Source organism: Embleya sp. NPDC005971, from assembly GCF_040629175.1.
In the GTDB taxonomy this organism is placed as follows: domain Bacteria; phylum Actinomycetota; class Actinomycetes; order Streptomycetales; family Streptomycetaceae; genus Embleya.
The window spans coordinates 265,957-289,000 of sequence record NZ_JBEXUX010000004.1; the positions used below are offsets into that span (position 1 = coordinate 265,957).

At 72.4% G+C, this 23,044-nt stretch carries 13 protein-coding genes and 1 pseudogene; 8 read left to right on the plus strand and 6 right to left on the minus strand.

Features of this window, described 5'->3' with window-relative positions; genetic code table 11:
- Nucleotides 1–2: 2 nt before the first annotated feature.
- Nucleotides 3–1,031, minus strand: a complete 1,029-nt coding sequence (locus ABZ374_RS06650; protein ID WP_360307114.1) for an alpha/beta hydrolase-fold protein — start codon at nucleotides 1,029–1,031, stop codon at nucleotides 3–5.
- Nucleotides 1,032–1,220: 189 nt separating this feature from the next.
- Between ABZ374_RS06650 and ABZ374_RS06655 the strand changes: the two genes are divergently transcribed.
- Nucleotides 1,221–1,652, plus strand: a complete 432-nt coding sequence (locus ABZ374_RS06655; RefSeq protein ID WP_360307117.1) for a MarR family transcriptional regulator — start codon at nucleotides 1,221–1,223, stop codon at nucleotides 1,650–1,652.
- 175 nt (nucleotides 1,653–1,827) lie between these two features.
- Entirely contained in the window at nucleotides 1,828–2,244 is a 417-nt protein-coding gene (locus ABZ374_RS06660; protein ID WP_360307120.1) for a hypothetical protein, read from the plus strand.
- A 307-nt stretch (nucleotides 2,245–2,551) separates the two neighbouring features.
- Here the strand turns inward: ABZ374_RS06660 and ABZ374_RS06665 are convergent, their stop codons facing one another.
- On the minus strand, nucleotides 2,552–3,055 hold the full coding sequence (locus tag ABZ374_RS06665; protein ID WP_360307123.1) for a GNAT family N-acetyltransferase: 504 nt from the start codon (nucleotides 3,053–3,055) through the stop codon (nucleotides 2,552–2,554).
- Between the two features lie 5 nt (nucleotides 3,056–3,060).
- Nucleotides 3,061–4,467, minus strand: a complete 1,407-nt coding sequence (locus tag ABZ374_RS06670) for a DHA2 family efflux MFS transporter permease subunit (RefSeq protein WP_360307126.1) — start codon at nucleotides 4,465–4,467, stop codon at nucleotides 3,061–3,063.
- A 161-nt stretch (nucleotides 4,468–4,628) separates the two neighbouring features.
- On the opposite strand from ABZ374_RS06670, the gene ABZ374_RS06675 reads away from it, so the two are divergent.
- The 3 genes from ABZ374_RS06675 (at nucleotide 4,629) to ABZ374_RS06685 (ending at nucleotide 7,435) form a co-directional block, all read left to right on the plus strand.
- Nucleotides 4,629–5,144 (plus strand): helix-turn-helix domain-containing protein, encoded by a 516-nt coding sequence (locus ABZ374_RS06675; RefSeq protein WP_360307129.1) that lies wholly within the window; start codon nucleotides 4,629–4,631, stop codon nucleotides 5,142–5,144.
- A 342-nt stretch (nucleotides 5,145–5,486) separates the two neighbouring features.
- On the plus strand, nucleotides 5,487–6,197 hold the full coding sequence (locus ABZ374_RS06680; protein WP_360307132.1) for an FCD domain-containing protein: 711 nt from the start codon (nucleotides 5,487–5,489) through the stop codon (nucleotides 6,195–6,197).
- Nucleotides 6,194–7,435 carry an MFS transporter gene (locus ABZ374_RS06685; protein WP_360307135.1) on the plus strand — a complete coding sequence of 414 codons (1,242 nt, stop codon included), beginning with the start codon at nucleotides 6,194–6,196 and terminating at the stop codon, nucleotides 7,433–7,435. Before ABZ374_RS06680 ends, ABZ374_RS06685 begins: the two co-directional genes overlap by 4 nt.
- A 143-nt stretch (nucleotides 7,436–7,578) precedes the next feature.
- Here ABZ374_RS06685 and ABZ374_RS06690 read toward each other — a convergent pair whose 3' ends face one another.
- Nucleotides 7,579–8,958 carry an aminotransferase class I/II-fold pyridoxal phosphate-dependent enzyme gene (locus ABZ374_RS06690; RefSeq protein ID WP_360307138.1) on the minus strand — a complete coding sequence of 460 codons (1,380 nt, stop codon included), beginning with the start codon at nucleotides 8,956–8,958 and terminating at the stop codon, nucleotides 7,579–7,581.
- A 390-nt stretch (nucleotides 8,959–9,348) separates the two neighbouring features.
- On the opposite strand from ABZ374_RS06690, the gene ABZ374_RS06695 reads away from it, so the two are divergent.
- The gene (locus tag ABZ374_RS06695; protein WP_360307141.1) at nucleotides 9,349–17,793 is read left to right on the plus strand and encodes a type I polyketide synthase; all 8,445 of its coding nucleotides are present in this window, start codon (nucleotides 9,349–9,351) and stop codon (nucleotides 17,791–17,793) included.
- 129 nt (nucleotides 17,794–17,922) lie between these two features.
- Entirely contained in the window at nucleotides 17,923–18,816 is an 894-nt protein-coding gene (locus tag ABZ374_RS06700; RefSeq protein ID WP_360307144.1) for an alpha/beta hydrolase, read from the plus strand.
- A 43-nt stretch (nucleotides 18,817–18,859) separates the two neighbouring features.
- Here the strand turns inward: ABZ374_RS06700 and ABZ374_RS06705 are convergent, their stop codons facing one another.
- Nucleotides 18,860–20,485: a helix-turn-helix domain-containing protein gene (locus ABZ374_RS06705; RefSeq protein ID WP_360307147.1), complete on the minus strand. Its 1,626-nt coding sequence runs from the start codon at nucleotides 20,483–20,485 to the stop codon at nucleotides 18,860–18,862.
- 230 nt (nucleotides 20,486–20,715) lie between these two features.
- Between ABZ374_RS06705 and ABZ374_RS06710 the strand changes: the two genes are divergently transcribed.
- On the plus strand, nucleotides 20,716–21,831 hold the full coding sequence (locus ABZ374_RS06710; RefSeq protein ID WP_360307149.1) for a serine hydrolase domain-containing protein: 1,116 nt from the start codon (nucleotides 20,716–20,718) through the stop codon (nucleotides 21,829–21,831).
- A gap of 87 nt (nucleotides 21,832–21,918) precedes the next feature.
- On the opposite strand, the pseudogene ABZ374_RS06715 reads toward ABZ374_RS06710, so the two are convergent.
- A pseudogene (locus tag ABZ374_RS06715) lies at nucleotides 21,919–23,037 on the minus strand (dipeptide ABC transporter ATP-binding protein); the annotation flags it as partial.
- Nucleotides 23,038–23,044: the final 7 nt, after the last annotated feature.

Consider the following 23,044-nt stretch of genomic DNA (forward strand, 5'->3'; position numbering starts at 1 on the left):
GGTCACGGTCGGTCGGCGATGCGGTGCGCCAACCAGGCGAGGGCGGGCGGCATCCGGTATTCGACGGCGTGGTGGCCGCCCTCGAACAGCTCGAAGTGCACGACGTCGTCCGGCACTTCGACTGCGGCCAGCGCATCGCGGAAGGCGAGTGCGCCCAGGTCGAGGAACCACTCGTCGTGGGTGCCGGCGTCGATCCGGATGCCGCGCTGGGAGCGGAGGGCGTCGGCGTGCGCGCCGGCCATCCGGACCGGATCCCACGCCAGCCAGCGCCGCCACTCGTGCTCGCGCAGCGCCCCGGTGCGGGGATCGAACGGCAGGGTGGGGGAGCCGTCGGGGCCCGGGGAGAAGCAGGCGGAGACGCCGAGGATCTCCAGGAGGTTCAGGTCCTCCGGCTTGGTGAAGGCGACCCGCGAGCGGAAGTCGTCCCACCAGCGGAGGATGTCGCCGTCGTAGGCCCGCAGTTGGCGGGCCGCCATGAGGAAGTGCGGCTGGTACTGGGCCTCGGACAGCGAGTCGCCGGAGTGGGTGGCGAAGGCGCCGAACAGATCCGGGCGGAGCATCGAGGTGATCGCGGCACCGAGTCCGCCGCTGGACTTGCCCGCGATGGCTCGGTGGTCGCGCGAGGGGAGCGTGCGGTAGTGGGCGTCGACGTACGGCACGATCTCCTCGCACAGGTAGGAGTGGTAGCGGCCGGTGCCGGGTGAGTCGATGAACTGGCTGCCTCCGTACCTGGTCCAGGCGTCCACGAAGACCAGCAGCATCCCGGGTGCCTGGCCGCGGGCGAAGATCTCGTCGGCGAGTTCGGGGACCGGCTTGCGAAAGGCCGTGCGATTGCCCCAGACCGGGAGCGTTCCCGCGTAGCCGAGCAGCAGATACGTGACGGGGTAGCGGCGTCGGGGCGCGTCGTCGTACCCGGGTGGGGTGTAGACCCACAGCGGGCGTCGGGTCGGGTCGTCGAGGGGATTGCCGTGTAGCAGCGCGCTGTCGACGACGTGTTCGTCGATGCGGCCGGCGAGGGTGAAGTTCGACATGCTCCGGGACAGTACTATGATTTCAAAATATTTGAATCCATAGTTTCCGGAAGATGGGGTGACGCCGTGACAGCACGGCATTCGGCGGCGGAATCGGCCCGGCCAGGGGACTCGATCGATCGGCACATCGCCCGCTGGGGGCACGAAGTCCCGGGCCTGGAGCCGGACTTGGAAGGTGCCGTCACCCGCATGCAGCAGCTCGTATCGCATCTGCGGCACCGAAAGGAGGCGGCGCTGGCGCGGCACGGCCTGAAGCTGTGGGAGTACGAGATCCTGTGGCGCCTGCGCTCGGCGGGGCAGCCCTACCGAATGGCACCCACCCGCCTCGCCCAGGGACTCGGCGTGCATCCCGCGACCCTCACCCACCGCCTCGACCGCATGCAGGCGGCGGGCCTGATCACCCGTGAGCACACGACGGAGGATCGCCGCAGCCTGCTCGTCGGCCTCACCCCCCGAGGGGCACAGACCTGGGCGGCGGTGATCGACGACCAGCGGGAGGCCGAGGCCGCCTTGCTCGCCCCCCTGGCCAAGGAGGAACTGGGCCACTTGGCCGCCCTCCTGCGCACCGTGGCCCTCGCCATCGAGGAACACGGCCCACCACTCATGCCGGACGTCGACTGACCCCGACCGAAACACGCCGAAGGCGTCGGCGGAGCCGGGAGTGGGCGTTCGTACCCGGGCGTTGTCGTGCCCGGTCGGGGCCGCCTCGGTGTGGTTCTTGTCCGCGTGGGGCGGTACGTTCCGTACGCCTGAACGGGGGCGTAGGACGGACCCATCGTCGAGAGGTGCCGGAGCCGTGTCCAGCTGGTTGACGTTGGTGAAGATCGAGCCTGCGCTGCTCGGCGAACTGCGGGAACGTGCCGATCCGGTGGGCGAGTTGCTCGGCACGCGCGGGCGGGGCGGGGACGGTGACGCGCACGGTGAGGACTACCGCTCCCTGTGCGGTGTTGCCGAGGGCCGGGCCGAGGTCGAGGAGGGGACGGCCGACTGGACGGCGGTGTATCCGGCCCTGGCCCGGGCGGTCGGCGACGGGGGCGGCGCCGGTGAGGTGCTCGATCCGGGCGACGGGACCGCATTCGTCCTGACCCCGGAGGAGGTCGCGCGCGTTGCCGCCGGGCTCGCCGACGAAGGCTGGATCCGCTTTCTCGACATCGCCCGCTTCTATGTTGCGGCCGCAGCCGAAGGCCGAGCCGTTCTCGGACAGGTGAACTAGGCGGCCGGCCGCGGCGGCTCGCGGGCGCGTTCGCCGGTCGCGCGCCGGGAACCGGGCCAGGGCCTGCGCGGGTGCCTCCAGGCCGGCGAAGGCCACACCGCCTACCTGAACCTTGCCGCCGTACCCACCCGCACCGCGCTCGTCTTCGTGGCCACGGTCCGGGAACGACCCGCAGCCGCTCGACCGCGCGTCCTCGGTGCGGCCCGGGCCGTTGTGCGCCACAAGCACCCGGCCACGCCCGCCCCGGCGGGGCGGGCGGTCGGCTCACCGTCGCCGGCCGGGCGTCGGTTGTTCGGCCGTGTGTCGTTCAGGTCGGGGCGTCCGGCAGGTGCATGACGTAGTGCCACTGTCCGTCCTGAAGTCCCGTATACCGCAGGTTCGCAAACGCCGCGTGCAGTGCCTTGCGTGCGGCCTGGTTCCCGACCCGGATCTGGGCGTGCAGCACCCGCACCTCGGCTGCTCGGGCCAACGACGCGACTTCCTTTACCAGTCGGGGGCCGAGGCCGCTTCCCTGGTATCGGTCGAAGACCAGGGCGGCGAGGTCGGCCTCGTGCGGGTCGCCGTTCAGGCCGTACTCGGCCCAGCCCACGATGCGGCCGCCGCGCTCGGCCACGTACGCGTTCCAGGTGTTCTGCGCCCGGCCTTCGGTGATTCGGGCCAGGTACCAGTCGGGGATGCCGGCGCCGGGTACGCCGAACCGTCGGGCGAGTGCGTCGGGTGAGATGTCGGCGGCGGCCCGGCCGAGTCCGTCGATGTCGTCCGGGTGCCAGGAACGCAGGTGCACGGTGTCGGGGGCAACCACGGCGGTCATGGTGATCAGCTCCGGGTGCGGCGGGTGATGCCGAGGGCGGCGACGGCGGATCCGGCGGCGGTGGCGGCGATGAACCACCAGGCGTGCCGGAAGGTGGGCGTCGGATCCGGTGCGCTGCCGGCCGTGCCGAGGACGGCGACCAGGATGGCGACGCCGAGGACGTAGCCGAGTTGGCGGCTGGTGTTGACCACCGCGCTGCCGGTGGCGGCCTGGGCGCCGGGCAGTTCGGTGGTGGCCCGGGAGAGCATGACGGGCATGGCCAGGCCGATGCCGACGCCGATGACGAGCCAGCCCGGCAGGATCTGCGTCGCGTACCGGGGATCGGCGGACGCACTCGCGGCCAGCAACACGGCACCGCCGGCGAACAGCAGGTTCCCCGCCGCCACCAGGGCCCCGGCTCCGACGCGGGTGGCCAGGTGCCGCCCGACGATCGCGAACAGCGGCACCATCAGCGGACCCGGCGCGATGGCCAGGCCGGTGACCAGGGTGGAGTAGCCGGCCGGACCCTCCAGCCACAACACCACGGACGGGAAGACCGCGCCGAAGGCGGTGCAGAAGGTCAGGACCGTGATGTTCGCCCAGACGAACTCCGGTGTCCGGAACAGGGCCGGGTCCACGACCGGTGCCGGGTGACGCAGTATTCGCACGACGAACACGGCGATACCGACGGCGGCGACGGCGAAGGTGGCGAGGGTCGCCGTTCCGGTCCACGCCCACTCCTGGCCCTTGACCAGGCCCAGCGAGAGCGCGCCGAAGGCGACGATCAGCGCCGCCGTGCCGAGCGGGTCCGGCATCCGCACGGCCGAGGCGTCCCGCAGGTCGGGGAGCAACCGCCGGGCCACCACGAACGCCGCCACGCCGACCGGGATGTTGATCAGGAACACCCAGCGCCAGGACAACTCCACCAGGCCGCCGCCGACCACCGGGCCGACCGCTGCGGCGAACGAGCTGGTGGTGGCCCAGATCCGGACCGCCCCGGCCCGCCGCGTTTCGGGCAGCGTGGTGAGCAGCAGCCCGAGGCCGGCCGGGGTGAGCACGGCCGCGCCGATCGCCTGTATCCCGCGGAAGAACACCAGCCACCACAACTGGGGCGCCAGCGAACAGGCGGCGCTCGCAGCGGTGAACAAGGCCAGTCCGGCGAGGAACGCCGGTTTGCGGCCGTACCGGTCGGCCAGGCGCCCGGCCGGGATCAGCAGCGCCGCGTAGACGATGGCATAGGCGTTGAGGACCCAGCTCAGCTCCGCGAGCCGCACGCCGAAATCGGTGCCGATGTCGGTGAAGGCGACGTTGACCACGAACACGTCGAGCATCGCGACGAATGCCGCGGCGCACACGACGAACGTGATCGCCGACGATCCGACCGGGTCCTGCCGTCGCACGCCCTCGGTGGCTGGTGTGGTCTGCGCGGCCATGGGAGTCCCCCTGCGATCCATGCGAGCTACCGGATATCCGTCGAAGACAGCGCTCCGCCGGCTGCTCCGTCGGAGCGAGAGGCAGGGCTGACTATCCGTGAGTATAGGTAGGTAGGGTCTGGCTATACAAGGAGCAAGCCAAAGCGGGTACGATGGGCGGCATGCCGGTTGTCATGGAGGGCGCGCTTGCCGACCTCGGCGCGTGGAAGACCGACCACTGCTCACTGGTCAAAGCGCTGGAGGTGGTCGGAACCCGCTCCGCGCTGCTGATCCTGCGTGAAGCCTGCTACGGCACGACCCGGTTCAGCGGCTTCGCCGGCCGCATCGGCATCACCGACCGGGCCGCCGCCCAGCAGTTGCGCCGTCTGACCGAGGCCGGCCTGCTCGCCAAGCGTCCCTACCGGGAGGACGGCGGCCGCACCCGCGACGAGTACGTGCTCACCGAGATGGGCAGCGACCTGTTCCCGGTGATCGTGGCCCTGATGCAGTGGGGCGACAAGCACCTACAGGACGGCCCCGCGCCCTTGCACTACGTCGACCACGAAACCGGCGCCCCGCTCCACGTCGAACTCCGCACCGAAACCGGCGACACGCTCGAACTGGAACAGGTCGGCGTCCGGAAGAACCCCGCCTGGCACGCACCGAACCGAACGCCGCAACCGAACTCGCCTTCCTGACCGCCGCCGCCCCCGGCGTCGGACGTCTCGGCCGGTCACGATCGGCGGCGCCGCGCGAGCGGGAAGGTGCGCTCCTTCTCGGTGCGGCGGTCGGGCCTTGTGGGGCGGTCGGGGCGGGAGTCCGCGGGGCGATCAGGACGGGAGCCAGGCCGGTTCAACCACACAGTTGAGTCGCGAAGTCGCCGATCACGCCGAAGTTCACCCCTTTCGCCCACCCCTGCGCCGCCCGCGTGCCGACTCGACTCGATGGCTCCATGCGGGCCGGTCGTGCGTGCGGGGCGTTGCCCGTGGCTGCATATGTGCGATGTTCAAATGTCTGACCTTTGTATGTATGCTGTTTGCATGAAACGCATCAGCACACCGCGTAGGTCGGCAAGCCTGTCCGCGCAGCTCGTGGACAGCCTTCGCGCGCACATCGAGGCCGGGGGATGGCCCGTGGGCACGCGGATCCCGCCGGAGCAGGCCCTGGTCGAGGAGCTCGGGGTCGGCCGCAGCACGTTGCGCGAGGCGCTCGGTGCGCTGGTGCATCTGGGGCTGCTGGAGGCCCGGATCGGCGATGGCACCTACGTCCGTTCGTCGAGTGAGCTCCAGTCGGTCATGGTGCGGCGAGCCGGTGCCGCGCAGCGGGACAACGTGCTCGAACTGCGTACCGTCCTGGAGGAGTACGCCTCGGGCGCCGCCGCCCTGCGTCGCAGCGAGGAGCAACTGCACCAACTGCGCGAGCTGTTGGCCGACGCCGACGCGGCCTGCGCGGGTGAGGACATGGCCGCGGCCGGGAGCGTCGACGCGTTGTTCCACCGGGCCGTCGTCCGGGCGAGCGGAAACGACCTCCTGATCGAGGTGTACGACTACCTCGGTACGGCTCTCGCCACCTCGCTGGGGGGCCTGCCCTGGGACGCCACCGGCGCCGAGGAGCACGCCGACCTGCACCGGCGGCTCGTCGACGCGATCGAGGCCCGGGACGAGAGCGGTGCCCGCGACGCGGCGGGTGCGATCGTCCGGCTCACCCGCGACCGCGAGGCCCGGGCGGCACGACCCGCGGAGGGACGGTGAGCGCACAGCCGTCGTCGATATCCGACCCGCCCGCCGCCTCGACCCCGCCGGCCGTCGACCACACCCGATCCGTCGTGTCGATCGGGCTCCTGTTCGCGATCTGCCTCGTGGCGGCGAACCTGCGTACCACCCTCACCGGCGTCGGCACGCTGTTGCCCGCGATCGAGCACGGCAGCGGTCTGACGGCGAGCTGGGGCGGACTGCTGAGCACCCTCCCGCTGCTGACGTTCGCCGCGACGTCGCCCCTGGTGGCCCGGGCCTCCCATTGCTTCGGCACCGCCCGCCTGCTGGTGGCCGCCCTCGCGGTGCTGGCCGTCGGGACCGTGATCCGGTCGCTGCCCTCCGTGATCTGCCTGTTCGCCGGGACCGTGATCCTGTCCGCCGCCATCGCGTTCGGCAACGTGCTGTTGCCCGCGCTGATCAGGCGGAGCGTGCCGGCACACCGCATCCAGGGCGTCAGCGCTCTCTACGTCACCGTCATGGGCGTCACCGCCGCGGTCTCCTCCGGTGTCTCCGCACCGCTTTCGCACACCCTGCCGGGCTCGTGGCACACCGCTCTCGCGTGGGGTATCGCCTTCACCGTCGCGGCGTTGCCGGTCTGGCTGCCCCGGATGCGGGGCGACCGGCCGCAGACCTCCGGCGGCGTCACCCGCAGCCCGGTTCCCTGGCGGTCGCGACTGGCGTGGCAGGTCAGCATGTTCATGGGCCTGCAATCCCTGGCCTTCTACACCGCCGTCGCCTGGCTGCCCAGCATGCTGATCGACCACGGCACGAGCAGCACCACGGCTGGATGGATGCTCTTCTACTACCAAGTGATCGCCCTGACCGCCGGCAGCCTCCTGCCCCTGCTCACCCGGGGTCGGCACGACCAACGATGGTTCGCGGCCGGGGCCTCGCTCCTGATGGCCGCCGGCTTCGTCGTACTGCTGTTCGCCCCCGCACTGTCCGTCGTGGCGTGCACGCTGCTCGGCCTGGGTGGCGGCGTGTGCCTCGTGCTCGCGCTGACCTTCCAGAGCCAACGGGCCGGCAGTGCCGGCGAAGCCGCCGCGTTGGCGGGCATGGCACAGTCCATCGGCTACCTGGTGGCGGCGGCCGGCCCCCTCCTCCTCGGCATCCTGCACGACGCCACGGACAGCTGGACCCTTCCGCTCGCGGTCCTGGTCGTCCTCGGCCTGCTCATGGCCGGTGCCGGATACGGCGCGGGACGCGACCGCCAGGTACGGCCCGGCGCCGGCTGACGAGTGTGCACCACGGGGACCGTTCCCCGCGCCGGAGCCGCAACGTTTCGGCGCCGGCGCGGGTCGACCGGCCTGCCGTCGGGACACGGGAGACCGCCCTGCCGCGGGTGTGGTCCCGCCGTTCGTGGGGGTTTCGTCGGGGTTCAGAGTTTCCGCAGGGAGGTCGCGATGTTGGTGATCGCCTCGCCGACCCGCTCCATCGTGTCGGCGGTGTAGCACAGCCGGAAGTAGCCGGGCGAAGGACAGTGCATCTCGCCGCCGGGAAGGAGCAGGACCCTGGCGTCCGTTCGCAGGAACGCTTCCAGGAGCGCTTCGCGTCGGTCGATCTCGTGGTTGATCAGGACCAGGTCCTTGGGGAACTTGGCGCTGTCCAGGTAGGCGCTCAGGTCGAGAAGGAAGAACTGGGTCGCGTTGCGCGAGACTTCGCTCATGCCGACATAGGGGATTCCCGCCTCGCGGAGTCGGTGGGCCGCGTCGTCGTGGGCGGATTTCAGTCGTGCCGGGTAGTCCTTCATCAGTGTCGTGGGGAACTCGCTCGGCCGGTCGGTGGTGCCGAACAGTTCGCGCACGTACGCGCACTTGAGCGAGTCGAGGGGGCCGAACCAGGACAGCGACTTCCACGTCTCGTCGCCCTGCATGACCCTGCGTACGTCGTTCGACTTGGAGACCAGGAAGCCGATCCGGAATCCGGACAGTCCGAAGTCCTTGGTCAGTCCGTACACGAGGTGGATGCGGTCGGGGGCGGCGGCGTAGGCGTCCAGGGAAAGGACGCTGGTGAACGCGTCCTGGCCGGTGCTCTGGGCGTGCGAGTAGATCTCGTCGGAGACGATGTGCATCTGGCGGTCGAGCGCCCAGCGACAGATGTCCTCCAACAGTTGCCTGTCGTAGTTGACGCCCAGTGGGTTGTGCGGGTTGGTGAGTACCAACAGCTTGGGCTTGGGGTCCGGGGCGGCGTCGTAGGCACGGTCCAACGCGGCGACGGTCAGGGTGAGTCGGTCGGCACCGTCCAGGCGCGCGGGCACGCATCGGAGCCCGGGTCGCTGTTCGAAACACCACAGGAAGCCGGGCCAGAAGGGCGCCGGCAGCAGCACGCGGTCGCCCGGGGTCAGTACGCCGCCGTGGATCAGCGCGAAGGCCAGCGACTCCAGTGCCCCCGACCCTCCGGCGGTGGCGTACACGTCGTACTCGGGGTCGATGCCGGCCGAGAACCTCTTCCGGAGGAATGCCGTGATCGGGCCGAGCAGTTCCGGCACCCCGTACGGGGGCGACGCGTATTCGGCGTCCGCCTCGGTCAGGACCACCTTGGCGAAGACGTTGTCGCGGAGCAGGTCGAACAACAGGACGTTGTTCGCGATGCCGAGGTTGAAGACGTCCTCGGTGGCGATCCGGGCGTAGGCGACCAGGCGTTCCTCGGGGTCGGTGATCCGGCGCAAGCGCTCCACCGCCACGGCGTGTTCGACGCCGGCGACGAGCGCGGCGTCCGCGTCCTGCCCGGTGGTCGTGCGTGCGGAGGTCGTCGTCATGTCGGACTCCTTGTGGTTGCGGCGGATCGGGGCTTCCGGCCGCGAGGTCGCCGGGTCCTCGGGCCCTTCGACCGTGCGTCCGCCGGACGCCGGTCGGCCAATCCGGACAGCCACTCGGACCATGAAACCAACTCGTTGTGATGGCGTTCGCCGGGTGCGGCGACGCCTTCGGTGCGGCGCCGACTCGAATGGACCAGCCAATTGGTTCGAGTGTCCCGCCGCAGACCCCGATGTGGGGGCGGCCACGGTGGGCGAGGGGAGTGCGATCTGTCGGATGTCGACGCCCGGCCGGGGTTCGCCCGGGGCGACGCGATTCGCCGATCGGCGGGAGGGAATCCAAACAACCGTACCGTCGTCCTTGACGACGGGTCGTCCCAGGGAGGTCACGCGGTGGGTACGCACGTCGACATCGTCAAGCCACTGCCGGAACTGCTCGGGCAACACGCCCGGCGACTGGGGGACAAGGTCTGTTTCCGGGACCCGTTCACACGGGTGACCTACCGGGAGTTGGAACGAAGGACCGCACGGCTGGCCGGTCACCTGGTCGGGCTGGGTGTGGCCCGTGGCGACCGGGTGGCCGTACTGCTGGGCAACCGTGTCGAGATGGTGGAGAGCCTGCTCGCGATTACCCGGGCAAGCGGCGTGGGTGTGCCCCTGGATCCCGGGAACTCGGAGCAGGAGTTGGCCCGTTTGCTGGACCACAGCGGCGCGCGGGTGCTCGTCACCGATGTCGGTTGCCTGACCCGGCGGCCGGCGGCGGCGCGATCCGGGCCGAGCGTGGTGGTGGTCGACGGCGGCGACGAGGACGGGGACGGCATGGCCGCGGTCGCGGAAGGGGTCTTACGGTACGAGGAGTTGGCGGGTACGGAGCCGCGGACGCCGGCCCGGGACGACCTCGCGTTGGACGAAGTGGCTTGGCTGCTCTACACCTCGGGCTCCTCCGGCACGCCCAAGGGCGTCCTGTCCACCCAGCGCAACCGCCTCGCGCCGATCGCGACCGGCCTCGTCGGCATTTTGGGTCTGTCCGAAGGCGACCACGTGCTCTGGCCGTTGCCCCTGCACCACGCGATGAGCCAGGTGGTGTGCTTCCTCGGGGTGACCGCGGTGGGGGCGAGCGCGGTGCTGCTGCCCCGGTTCTCGGTGGCCGGGGTGCTCGGCGAACTCCGGCACGAGGACGCCTCGTTCACCCTGCTCGGCGGCGTCCCGACCACGTATTCGGCGCTGCTCGACGCGATCCGGGGGGAGGAGGGCGACGGGGACGGCGGCGGTCTGGGCGCCCCCGCGCTGCGCGGTTGCGTCAGCGGCGGCGCCGCGGCGGGGCCCGGCTTCCGCGAGTCCTTCGAGGCGATCTGCGGTGTGCCCTACCTGGAACACTACGGCAGCACGGAGGCGGGCCCGGTCACCATGCCCGCGCCGGGCGAGGCGACGGCGTCCGGGGAATGGGGGCGTGTGCTGCCCGATACCCGGGTCCGGGTCGGCGGGGGCCCCGACGGCCGGGACACGGGCGAGGGCGAGTTGTGGGTCAACGGGCCCGGGGTGATGGCCGGTTACCACGACAGACCACAGGAGACCGCGGCCGTACTGCGAGACGGCTGGTTCCGCACGGGTGACCTGGCCAGGATCGATGCCGTCGGTGGGTTTGCCGTCACCGGCCGGGCGAGTGATCTGATCATTCGAGGCGGGGTGAACATCCATCCTGCCGAAGTGGAGGCGGTGCTGCGGCGGTTGCCGGGGGTGGCGGACGCCGCCGTGGCCGGACGCGCGCATCCGGTCTTCGGCGAGGTGCCGGTCGGCTATCTGGTTGCCGCAGCCGGTCGCGATCTGCCGGACCGAGGGCGCATCCTCGCCGCCTGCCGAGCGGAACTGGCCGGTGTCAAGGTCCCCGTCGAACTGTTCGAGGTGGCGGACCTGCCCCGTACTGGGTCCGGGAAGATCCTGCGACGCGAACTCCCCGGCGGTCCGGCGCGGGCACTGGGCGCGGAGGCGACCGGGAAGCCGGCGCCGGACCTGTTGGCCCTGGTACGCGGCGAGGTGGCCGCGGTGCTCGGCCGCACGGTTCGAACGGTCGAGCCGGGCACGGCACTTCGGGACCTGGGCATGGACTCCCTGACCGCGACCGTGCTGCGCGAGCGGTTGTCGGCGGCGACCGGCCTGCCGCTCTCCGAGGCCGTCGCCTTCGACTTTCCCACGGCCGCCGCGCTCGCCGCCCACCTCGGGGCCCGGAACGCCGCCGCGCCGGCCGGCGTCGCGCCCGGGCGACGCAGTGCCGCCCGGTCCGACCAGGACCCCGTGGTGATCGTGGGGATGGCCTGTCGCTATCCCGGAGACGTGACCTCCCCCGAGGAACTGTGGCGGTTGGTGGCCGACGGGAGGGACGCGATCGGTCCCTTCCCCACCGACCGGGGCTGGGACACCGGGGCGCTGTACGACCCGGACCCCGGGCGATCGGGGCGCACGTATGTGCGCGAGGGCGGCTTCCTCACCGGCGCGGACCGCTTCGATCCCGGCTTCTTCGGCATCTCGCCTCGCGAGGCGTTGGCGATGGACCCGCAGCACCGACTGCTGCTCGAAGTGGCCTGGGAGACCTTCGAACACGCCGGCCTCGTCCCCGACACCCTGCGCGGCTCGGCGACCGGGGTGTACGTCGGGCTGATGTACAGCGACTACGCCCGGCACCTGACCAGGACGCCCGAGCAGGTCGAGGGATACCTCGGTCTCGGCAACGCCGGCAGCGTCGCCTCCGGGCGGATCGCCTACACGTTCGGCCTCGAAGGCCCGGCCCTCACGGTGGACACGGCGTGTTCCTCGTCCCTGGTGGCCCTGCACCTGGCGGCCCAGGCGCTGCGCCGGGGGGAGTGTGCCTTCGCGTTGGCCGGCGGCGCCACGGTGATGTCGGGACCCTCGTCGTTCGTGGAGTTCAGTCGGCAGCGGGCACTGGCTCCGGACGGCCGCTGCAAGGCGTTCGGCGCGTCCGCCGACGGCACGGGATGGGCCGAGGGCGCCGGGATGTTGCTGCTGAGCCGGTTGTCCCGGGCACGCCGCGCCGGACTTCCGGTACTGGCCGCGGTGCGCGGCTCGGCGGTGAACCAGGACGGGGCGAGCAACGGGCTGACCGCACCGCACGGCCCGGCGCAGCAGCGGGTGATCCGACAGGCACTCGCGGACGCCGGCCTCGACCCCGGGGACATCGACGCGGTGGAGGCGCACGGCACCGGCACCCGGCTGGGCGATGTCATCGAGGCGGAGGCGTTCTTCGCGACGTATGGGCGGCAGGCGCGCCGACGTCCCCTCCACCTGGGCTCGGTCAAGTCGAACATCGGTCACACCCAGGCCGCCGCCGGAGTGGCCGGCGTGATCAAGATGGTGCAGGCGATGCGGCACGGGGTGCTGCCGCGGACGCTGCACGCGGACGAGCCGACGCCCCGGGTCGACTGGTCGACGGGGCGGATCGCGCTGCTGACCCGCGCGGTGGAGTGGCCTGCGGGGGAGTGTCCGCGCCGGGTTGGCGTGTCTTCGTTCGGTATCAGTGGGACCAATGCCCACGTGGTGCTCGAAGAGGCTCCGGTCGACGGGGCGGCCGTGGCGCCGGGTGCCGCGGCGGACGGCGGGGCGGTCGGTGGGCGGGTCGGGGTCGGGGCGGTGCCGGCAGGTGTAGTCGTTGGGCCGGAAGGTGCGGCTGCGGCGCCCGAAGGCGCGCCCGCAGCGCCGGAGGGTACGGCGGCGGTGCCGGAGGGTGTGCCTGCGGTACCGGAGGGTGTGCCTGCGGTGCCGGAAGGTACGGCGGCGGTGCCGGAAGGTGCGCCCGCCGTGCCGGTGGTTGCGCCCGCCGTGCCCGTTCCGGTGTCCGCCAGGAGCGCCCCGGGGCTGCGGGCCCAGGCGCGGCGGCTGTACGACCGGGTGGCCGCCGCCCCCGACCTGGCCCCGGTGGACGTTGGCTACTCGCTCGCCACCACGCGGGCGGCCTTCGAGCACCGGGCCGTGGTGGTGGCCCGCGACCGGGCCGAACTGCTCGACTCCCTGCGGGCCGTCGTGGAGGGCGGCGACCGGCCCGGAGTCCACACGGGCACGTCCCGCCGGCACGGCCCGCTGGCCCTGTTGTTCACCGGCCAGGGCAGCCTGCGGGTCGGCATGGGCCGGGAGCTGTACGAGTCGCGGGACCGGTATCCGGCCTTCGCGGGTGCGTGGGACGAATGTGCCGCCCTGTTCGACCCGCTGCTGCCGGTGCCGCTGCGGGACGTCGCGTTCGCCGGGCCCGATACGGAGACGGGTGCGCTGTTGCAGACCACCCGGTTCGCGCAGCCGGTGTTGTTCGCCCTGGAGACGGCCCTGTTCCGGCAGTTCGAGGCGTGGGGGGTACATCCCGACCTGTTGGCCGGGCACTCGGTGGGCGAGGTGACGGCGGCACACGTCGCCGGCGTGTTGTCCCTCGCGGACGCGTGCACCCTGGTGGCGGCCCGGGGCCGATTGATGGACGCACTGCCGCCGGGCGGCGCGATGGCGGCGGTGGCCGTCGGCGCGGACGAGATGGCCGCCCATCTGGCCGAGACGGGAGGCGCGGCGGAGATCGCCGCGGTCAACGGGCCCGCCTCGGTGGTCGTTTCCGGTGACGAGGCCGCGGTGGGGGAGGTCGCCGCGTACTTTCGCGAGCGGGGTCGTTCGGTGACGCCACTGCGGGTCGCCCACGCCTTCCACTCCGCGCGGATGGAGCCCGTGCTGGCCGACTTCGCGGACGTGGTCCGGCGGTTGTCCTTCGCCGCGCCGCAAGTGCCCCTGGTCACCGCCCTGTCGGGTCGGGTGGCCACCGACGAGGATTTGGGCACACCGCAGTTCTGGGTGGACCACATCCGCCGTCCGGTCCGCTTCGCCGATTCGGTGGCGCGACTGGGCGAGCGCGGCACGGCACACTACGTCGAACTGGGGCCGGAGGGGGTGCTCACCGGCCTGGTCCGGGATTGCCTCGCCGGGTCCGGACGAGCCCAGGCGGACCCGGGTGAAGCGGGCGGCGGCGAGCACGGCCCCGCACCGCTGGTCCTGCCGACCCTGCGCGGGAGTCGGCCGGAAGCCGATGCCCTGCTCGACACGCTGGGCGCGCTGTACGCCCACGGCGTGCCCGTCGACTGGCGGGCCGTCTTCGCCGGACGCGGCGGGCGGCGTGTAACCCTGCCCACGTACGCCTTCCAGCGCCGCCGCTTCTGGTTGGAGCCCGACCCGGAACCGGCGCCCGGGTCCCCGACGGTCGAGGCCGCCGCACATCCGTTCCTGCGGTCGGGCACCCGCACGGCCGACGACGACGGGTTGTTGCTGAGCGGGGTGCTCTCGGTGCGCGAGCAGCCGTGGCTTGCCGACCACGTGGTGGCCGGGGAGATCCTGCTGCCGGCGGCCGCCCTCGTGGAAATGGCCCTCTACGCCGGTGGGTTGGTGGGTGCGGACGTCCTGGACGAGCTCGTCCTGACCGCGCCGCTGCCGCTCCCCGCGGACGGTGCCGTCGCGGTGCAGGTGAAGGTGGCCGGGGCGGACGACGCCGGACGGCGGACGCTGCTCTTCCACTCCCGGCCGCACCCTCCGGCCGGTGACCGGCCCTGGCTCCGGAACGCCACCGGCACGCTCTCCCCGGCGCGGCCGGCCGCGGACCACGAAGAGACCGACGGCGCGTCCCGGCCGCACGTGTCCCGGCAACACGCGTCCCGGCCGCCGGCGGCGGCGACGCCACTGCCTGCCGACGGCCCGGGAGCCGGACCGTACGAGCGACTGGCCGCCGCCGGGCTGCGTTACGGCCCCGCCTTCCAGGGCATGCGCGCCGTCCGGCGGCACGGGGACGAGCTGTACGCGGACATCGCGCTGCCCGAAGCGGCCCGCGCCGGGCATCCGGAGCCGGCCGGGCCGGAGTTCGTCCTGCATCCAGCCCTGTTCGACGCGGCGCTGCACGCCCTGGCCCTGGACGGCCTGGTCGGCAACGCCTCCGGGACGGCTGGCTGCGGGTTGTCCCTGCCGTTCGCCTTCGGCGGAGTGCGTGTGCACGCCACCGGCGTACGGCGTGTGCGGGTACGGACGAGTCCCGGGCCCGACGGGCAGGCCGCGGTGGAGTTGACCGACGAGCAGGGCGCACCGGTGGCGACGGTGCGTTCGCTGACGCTCCGGCCCCTGCCGGCGACCGGGGCGGCAACGCCGGACGCCGTCGCCGGTGCCCTGCACCGGACGGACTGGGTGCCGCTGTCCGAGCCGCCCGCATCCGCGGCCATGCCCCGCTGGGGAGTGCTGGGTACGGCGGGCACATCGCCGGTGGACGCCCTCGCGCCCCCCGGTTCCGGCGTCCCGGTGTACCCCGATCCGGCGGCGTGCGACGCGGCGCACACCGTCATCATGGCCGTGTGCCCACCTGCCGACCCGAGCGGCGACGCGCGGGACCGGGCCGCCGCGATGCTGCGGGCGGCGGACCGGGCGCTGAGGCTGGTGCGGGAGTGGCTCGCCCAACCGCACCTGTCCCGCTCCCGGCTCGTCCTCGTGACGTCCGACGCCGTCGCCGTCGCCCACGAGGATCCCGCCGCGACCGGCGCCGGGTTCGGCGAGTCCGGCCGATCCGGCGAAACGGCGTCCCTGCCGTCGCATGCGCCGGTGTGGGGACTGGTGCGCTCGGCCCTGCGGGAAAACCCGGGCCGCTTCGCCCTGATCGACGTGGACGACCACCCCGCCTCCCGGACCGCCCTACCCGCCGTGGCGGCCGGCGCGCTGCCGGAGGCGGCCGTACGCCGAGGCACGGTGTACGTGCCGAAGTTGGTGCCGCTGGCCGAGGGGGCATCGCAGCCGCGCACGCGGCGGCCGCTCGACCCGGAGGGCACCGTCCTGGTCACCGGTGGTACCGGTTCGCTGGGCATGCTGGTGGCACGGCACCTGGTCGCCGCCCACGGCGTCCGGCACCTGCTGCTCGCCGGCCGACGCGGACCGGATGCCCCCGGGGCCCGGGAACTCGTCGCGGAGCTACGCGAGGCGGGCGCCCGGGTGGCCCTGCACGCCTGCGACGTCGCGGACCGGACCGCGCTCGCCGCCCTGCTCGACGCGGTACCGGCGGCCCACCCGCTGACCGGCGTCGTGCACACCGCGGGGGTGCTGGACGACGGCGTCGTCACCGCGCTCACCACCGACCGGCTCCGGCGGGTGTTGTACCCCAAGGCGGACGCCGCGCTGGCCCTGCACGAACTGACCCGGGGGCACGACCTGGCCGTGTTCGCGCTGTTCTCCTCGGTGGCGGGCACCTTCGGCTCCGCCGGCCAGGCCAACTACGCGGCGGCCAATTGCGCGCTGGACGCCTTGGCCCGGCACCGCGACCGGCTCGGGCTGCCCGGTACGTCGATCGTCTGGGGCCCCTGGTGGCAGCACGACGGCATGATGGCGCACCTGGGCGACGCGGATCGGCAGCGGATGGCCCGCTCCGGGTTCGTCCCGCTCAAGCCGGCGGAGGGGCTGGCCCTCTTCGACGCCGCCGTGGCCGGCGACGAACCCGTCGTCGTGGCGGCCCGCCTCGCCCCGACCGCTCGCCGCGGCGGCGACCCGGCCGCGACCGGGCGGCGAACTCCCGCCGCCGACACGGGCAATCGAGGCGGCGCGGCGACGGCTGCTCGCCCCGGCGAGCGGGGCGAGGTGCTGCTCACCCGGGTCCGGACCCTGGCGGCCCGCGTCCTGGGCCACCGGGACGCGGCAGGCGAGGTCGACGAGGACACCCGGCTGGCGGACCTGGGACTGGACTCCCTGGCCGCGGTCGAACTGCGCAACGAACTCGCGGCGTGGACAGGTCTGGTACTGCCGTCCACGCTGCTGTTCGACTTCCCGACGCCCCGTGCGCTCGCCGCCGAGCTGACCCGGCGCCACGCCGCCGAGGCACCTCCCGGGGGCGCCGAATCCGACCGCCCGGCAGGGCCCGAGGCCGCCGACCCCGCAGGCACCTCGGGTCGACCGGCGCACGACGGCACCGGCGTCGGTCCGCAGGCGGGCGCCCCGGCGCGAGCCGCCGGCACATCGCCCGCCGGGGGAGCGCCGGACACCCTGGGCGCGCTCTTTCGCACCGCGTGCGCCCGGGGACAGCACTGGGACGGCATGGCGCTGCTCACCATCGCCGCGCGGCTGCGCCCGGCCTTCGACGATGCCGACGCGCCCGGTGCGACGCACGAACCCGTCCTGCTCGCGGCCGGCGGCGCGGCGGCCCGGCTGATCTGCACCCCCGCGCTGAGCGCGTTGTCCGGACCGGGGGAATACGCGCGCCTGGGCGCCGCGCTGCGCGGCCGGCGGCCGGTTTCCGCCGTGCGGCACCCGGGGTTCGAGCCCCGAGAGGCCCTGCCCGCCACCCTGGACGCCCTCGTCACCGCCCAGGCCGGCGCGGTCCGCGCCGCCGCGACCGACGGCCCGCCGGTCCTGCTGGGCTGGTCGGCCGGCGGCTGGGTGGCCCATGCCGTAGCCGAGCGTCTGGAGTCGGAAGGCGCCGCCCCGACGGCCGTCGTCCTGGTGGACACCCACCCCGCCGTGCACGCCGACCAGGACCGGGCCTTCTCCGCGATGACGGCGGGCATGCTGCGCCGGGCGGCGGAATTCGCCGGCACCGACCCCGCTCGGCTCACCGCCATGGCCCGATACTTCGAACTCTTCAACGACTGGAAACCCGCGCCGCTCGCCTGTCCCACCCTGTACGTGCGTGCCGAACGTCCGCTGCCCGATACCGAACCCGCCCCCGCCTGGAGCCTGCCCCACACCGAAGTCACGGTGCCCGGCGACCACTTCACCATGCTGGAGGAACACGCCCACACCATCGCACTCGCCATCCGGGACTGGCTCGACAGCCACACCTGAGCCCCGCCGGCGGCGCCCGATCCGGTACCCGCCCGATCCGATCGAGGCGTTCCGGCGAGCCCACCGCCCTGTTGTCCGCTTTGTTCGTTAGCTTCGTGGTATCTGCTCAGCCACGAGGGAGCCGGGACCATGGGATCGCGCACCGCCGGCCGGGAGGAACTCGTCCGGCTCGGCTACCGGGGGTTCGCGTACAAGGCGCGGATCGTGCACCAACCGAACCCCCGGATCGCGCCCGTGGTCCTGCTCGGCGGCGCCTTCCAACAGCGGACCGCCTGGGGGCGGATCGAGCAGGGACTGAGGCCGGCGGCCACCGTCATCACGATGGACCTGCCCGGCGCCGGCGATGCCGATCGGCTGCCCGCCGACTACGGGTTCGACTTCCTCACCGGGGCGTTCGACCACCTCCTGGGCACGGTCGCCGCCGGTCGGGTCAACGTGGTCGGCGCGTCGTACGGCAGCGCCGTCGCGCACCGTTGGGTCCAGCTCAACCCCGAGCGGGTCGACCGGATACTGCTCATCGGCACGATGTCGGGGATGACCGAGCACGTTCGGGCGGCGTTTCGGCGCACCGCCGATCTCGCCGAGCAGGGCCGGCGCGGAGAGTTCGTCGACAGCGTGCTGGAGTCGCTCCTGTGCTCGGATCCGAACGCCGCGGTGGCGCGACAGGCAACCGTCGCGCGCTGTTTGAGCCGGCTGCTGAACGCCCTCTCCGACGGCGACGTCGCCAGGTACCTGGACAACACCCACCGCCTGCTGCGCCACGATCCCGACCCGGGCGGGGCCACCGTGACGACACCCGTCCTGATCACGACCGGCGAGCACGACCCGCTCACCACGCCCCGGCTCAGCCGGGAGGCCGCGGCGCGGTACGCGAACGCGCACTTCACCACCATCAAGGGCGCCGACCACCTGGTGCACCTGGAGCGCCCCACCGAACTCGTGGACCTGGGGCTGCGCTATTTCTCCGGCCGCCCCCTCACGGGACTGGACTATTGCCACCCGGTCGAACACCTGACGCACTGAGGGGTCGTCACTTGTCGAGCGGCCGCGGCCGCGCCGCCTGGGCCTACCAGCCGAGCCGGTCGCCGAGTTGATCGCCGAGCCGCAACCGCAGCCACAGGACCAGACGTTCGTCCGGCTCGGCGAGATCGAACCCGAAGATCTCCCCGGCGCGGGAAAGTCGGTACCGGATCGTGTTCGGGTGCACGGACAACCGCTGGGAGGCGGCGGCCACATCGCCGTTGGCGTCCAGGTAGGCGAGGATGGTGGACGCGTACGTGGTGCCGTGTTCGAGATCGTGCGCACGGATCGCCGGTCCGAGCCGGCGGGGGAGCACCTCGTGCGTGGCCAGCATCCCGGCCAGCGCGGACAGCGTCGCGCCGGCCCACATCTCGTCGATCGTGGCCACCTGGCACGGCTCCGGGCCGGCCGGCCGCTCGGAGAGCGCACGCAGGACCAGATCCGCGTCGGCGCGTGAGCCCACGATCGAGCGCAGTTCCGGGACCAGCGAGCCGAGTCCGGCCCGGACGGGCACCCGGAGCGCGCTGTGGGCCCGCCGCGCGATGTAGGCGACGAGTTCGCGGTGCGCGTTCGGCGAGGGCTCGCTGGGCAGCAGCGCGTAGACCGTTCCGTCGATCAACGCGCAGCCGTGCCTGCCGTAGCGCGCCTCGCAGTGCAGGCTCACCAGGTCGGCGAGCCGGGTGGCCGCGTGCGCCGTGAGCACGTCCTCGGCGTCGACCGAGGCGACGGCGAACGCGGCCACCGCGACGGGCAGGTTGGGGTCCAGGCCCAGTTGTGGGGCGACCGCGGCGGCACTGCTCGGGTCGGCGAGCAGCCGCCGCAACAGGTCGGCGTACCTGCGCCGGACGGCGGATTCGGTGGTGCGGGCCGCGAGCAGGTGCAGCGCGACGTTGTCCGCCACGTCGGAAAGCGCCTGTTCGGCAACGGAGTCCAGGTGTTCCCCGGCGTTGACGACCCAGACCGACCCCAACACCTCGCTGCCCACCCGGACCGCGACACCGAGCCGAGGCAGCCCCCCGGGAACGGCGGAGAACCGGCAGGTGCGCCCGACCCGGGTGAGCACCCGGTATTGCTCGTCGTAGTCGGGGCCGTCCGGCACCTGGAGGCCGAGGATGCCCTGGCGGCGGCCCTCGTCGACGGCCTGGCCGGGCAGCGTCGAGTACGCGAGGATGCGCCGGTGCGGATCCTCGATCACGGTGGCTCCGCCCACCATCCCGGCGATCGCGTTGGCCAACGCGAACAGGTCGCCGACCGCCGGGGCACCCGCCGACTGTCCGAAACGCACCGTCGGGGTCAGGGCCGAGGAGATCATCGCGTCCAAGTGGTGCCAGGCCACGGCCGCGTCGGCGGCCAGCAGTACGATGCCGGACTGCCGGGCGGCTTCCACCAGTTGGGTGACCGGCTCGCCGAAACTCTTCACCACCAGACAGGCGTACCCGGCCTCGGCCGCCGAAGCGACCAGATTCATCGCCTGAGCTTCGAACATGCCCACTCCGACGGCGAGCAGGATCGCGTCGCCGACGGGGGGAAGCGGTAGCGGGGCTCGCCGCTCGAAGATGAGTACGCCCGAGACCGGCACCAGCCGGTCCGGCAGCACGGTCAACGGCCGCAGCAACGACGAGCCCAACACTTCCAGGACCTGTCCGAGATCGGGAACCCCGGTACCGAGCATGCTCACCTCTTTAGCCGGACACACAAAGCATTCGGGGAATCTCTGGACGGGTGCCGCATGCCCCCGGTAGATCCGGACCGCCACGCTGTCCGCATGCACAATCCGGCAAGCGTGCGGCGGGCACCCCCGGTGACCGTACCTCCCACGGCCTCGTGGAGCGCAACCATTCGCGGCCACCTCCGTCGCCCCTTGTGCGGACGCTCAGGATCGGTACTGCAGAAGGAGACATTGTGCGATACAGGACGAGTGTTGTCGTGGCCCTGGCCTGCGCGGCCTCGCTGGTGACGGTGCCCGGGCAGGCGGGCGCGGCACCGCAGTGCGACACCAAGCCCATCCAGGCGGCGATGAAGTCACTGCAAAGTGTCGGCGCCACGGGCATCAGCGTGACGGTCAAGAGCCCGCGCTGCGGCGTCCGGAACGGCGGTGTCGGCCTCGCCGACATCAGAACGGGCCGCAAGGTCGTCGGCAACGAGCACAGCCGCATCGGCAGCGACACCAAGACCTGGACGGCCACGGTGGTGCTTCAGCTCGTCGGCGAGGGCAGGATCGGCCTCGACGACACCGTGGACGATTATCTGCCCGGTCTCGTCCGCACCAAGCTCTACGACGGGCGCAAGATCACGATCCGGCAGTTGCTGCAGCACACCAGTGGCCTGCCCGACTACCTGGACGCGCCGTTCTGGGAGGACGAGGACGAGCACCGCTGGGATCACATCGAGCCCTTGCAGACGGTCCGGCAGGCGCTCGGTCTGCCCAGGCCCGACCGGACGGCCGAGGGCTTCTCCTACTCCAACACCAACTACAACCTCGTCGGCCTGATCGTCGCCGAGGTCACGGGCCGCGACATCGGCACCGAGATCGAGGAGCGGATCATCGAGCCCCTCGGACTGTGCGAGACCGAATGGCCCGGCGATCGCACCACGATCCCCAAGCCGGACCTGCGCGGCTACGCGCAGCGGGGATCCACTTTGGTGGACAAGACGGAATGGAACATTTCGGAGGCCGACGCGTCGGGCGCGCTGATCTCCACCGGCGCGGACACCACCGCCTTCTGGACCGCCCTGATGAGCGGGAAACTGCTGGCTCCGGCCCAACTCGCCGAACTGAAGAAGACCGTTCCGGACGACTTCCCGGGTGAGCGCTACGGCTTGGGAGTCGAACGCCACGAGCCCACCCCGGGCCTGGTCCTGTGGGGACACAGCGGCAGCGTGGCCAGCGGCCACAAGTTCCGCAACGCGGTCACCGACGACGGTCGACGCGCGGTGACCCTGTTGGTCGGCTCGGAAACCTTCGACTCGGACAAGGTGGACGCCATCATGAGCACACTCATGCGCGACCTCCGCTGACCGTAGTCATCGAACCCCTGGACCGGCGGCCGGCCGATACCGAGAGCACGGGTATCGGTCGGTCGCCGGTCCAGGCCGTCATGTCCGCTTCGCGACCGACAGCAGCACGTTGTCCTGCGGGGCCTGGTCGGCGAAGTTCTCCGGATGGTGGCAGGCCACCCGCTGACCGGGCTTCAGCTCGTCGAGCGCGGGCTCGGTCGTCGTACAGATCCGCGTCGCCTTCCAACACCGGGTGTGAAAGCGGCATCCGTCGGGCGGGGCGATCGGCGAGGGCACGTCGCCATCGAGCAGGAGACGCTCGCTCCCGGCCTTTCTGCGCCGCGGGTCCGGGATCGGGACGGCCGACATCAGCGCCTTGGTGTACGGGTGCATCGGCGCCTTGTAGAGCAGGTCCCGGTCGGCGAGTTCGACGATCTTGCCGAGGTACATCACCGCGATCCGGTCCGAGACGTGCCGGACGACGGACAGGTCGTGCGCGATGATCACGTAGGTCAGGCCCAGTTCCTGTTGCAGGTCGTCCATCAAATTGACGACCTGGGCCTGGATCGACACGTCCAGCGCGGACACCGGCTCGTCCGCCACCACCAGCTTCGGCCGGAGCGCGAGCGCGCGGGCGATGCCGATGCGCTGCCGCTGGCCGCCGGAGAACTCGTTCGGGTAGCGGTTGTAGTGCTCGGGGCTGAGGCCGACCACCGACAGCAGCCGCTGTACCTCCTTCTTGATGCCGCCCTCGGGTTCGACGCCCTGGAGCCGGAAGGGGGCGCCGATGATCGTGCCGGTGGTGTGGCGCGGGTTCAGCGACGAGTACGGGTCCTGGAAGATCATCTGCATGTCGCGGCGCAGTGGGCGCATGCCGCGCACACCGAGATGGGTGATCTCCTTGCCCTCGAACTCGACCGTCCCCGCGGTCGGTTCGAGCAGCCGGGTGATCAGCCGGCCCATCGTCGACTTGCCGCAGCCCGATTCGCCCACGACACCGAGGGTCTCGCCCGAGCGCACCTCGAAGTCGATGCCGTCGACGGCGCGCACCGCGCCGACCCGGCGTTGGAAAAGGCCGCTCCGGATCGGGAAGTGCTTCCGCAGCCCGGTCACCTTCAGCAGCACCTCGCCGGGCGCGGCGTCCTCGGCGAGACGGGCCGCGCCGCCGGTCTCGGACGAGCCGCCGGCGCCGGCCCGCCCGCCGTCGTCATCGGTAGGGATGCTCACCGCGTCG

Coding starts and splice junctions, on each gene's coding strand:
- ABZ374_RS06650 (WP_360307114.1), bottom strand. CDS start 1,031: ATGTCGAACTTCACCCTCGCCGGCCGCATCGACGAACACGTCGTCGAC.
- ABZ374_RS06665 (WP_360307123.1), bottom strand. CDS start 3,055: ATGACCGCCGTGGTTGCCCCCGACACCGTGCACCTGCGTTCCTGGCAC.
- ABZ374_RS06700 (WP_360307144.1), top strand. CDS start 17,923: ATGGGATCGCGCACCGCCGGCCGGGAGGAACTCGTCCGGCTCGGCTAC.
- ABZ374_RS06655 (WP_360307117.1), top strand. CDS start 1,221: ATGCAGCAGCTCGTATCGCATCTGCGGCACCGAAAGGAGGCGGCGCTG.
- ABZ374_RS06675 (WP_360307129.1), top strand. CDS start 4,629: ATGCCGGTTGTCATGGAGGGCGCGCTTGCCGACCTCGGCGCGTGGAAG.
- ABZ374_RS06705 (WP_360307147.1), bottom strand. CDS start 20,485: ATGCTCGGTACCGGGGTTCCCGATCTCGGACAGGTCCTGGAAGTGTTG.
- ABZ374_RS06680 (WP_360307132.1), top strand. CDS start 5,487: ATGAAACGCATCAGCACACCGCGTAGGTCGGCAAGCCTGTCCGCGCAG.
- ABZ374_RS06670 (WP_360307126.1), bottom strand. CDS start 4,467: ATGGCCGCGCAGACCACACCAGCCACCGAGGGCGTGCGACGGCAGGAC.
- ABZ374_RS06690 (WP_360307138.1), bottom strand. CDS start 8,958: ATGACGACGACCTCCGCACGCACGACCACCGGGCAGGACGCGGACGCC.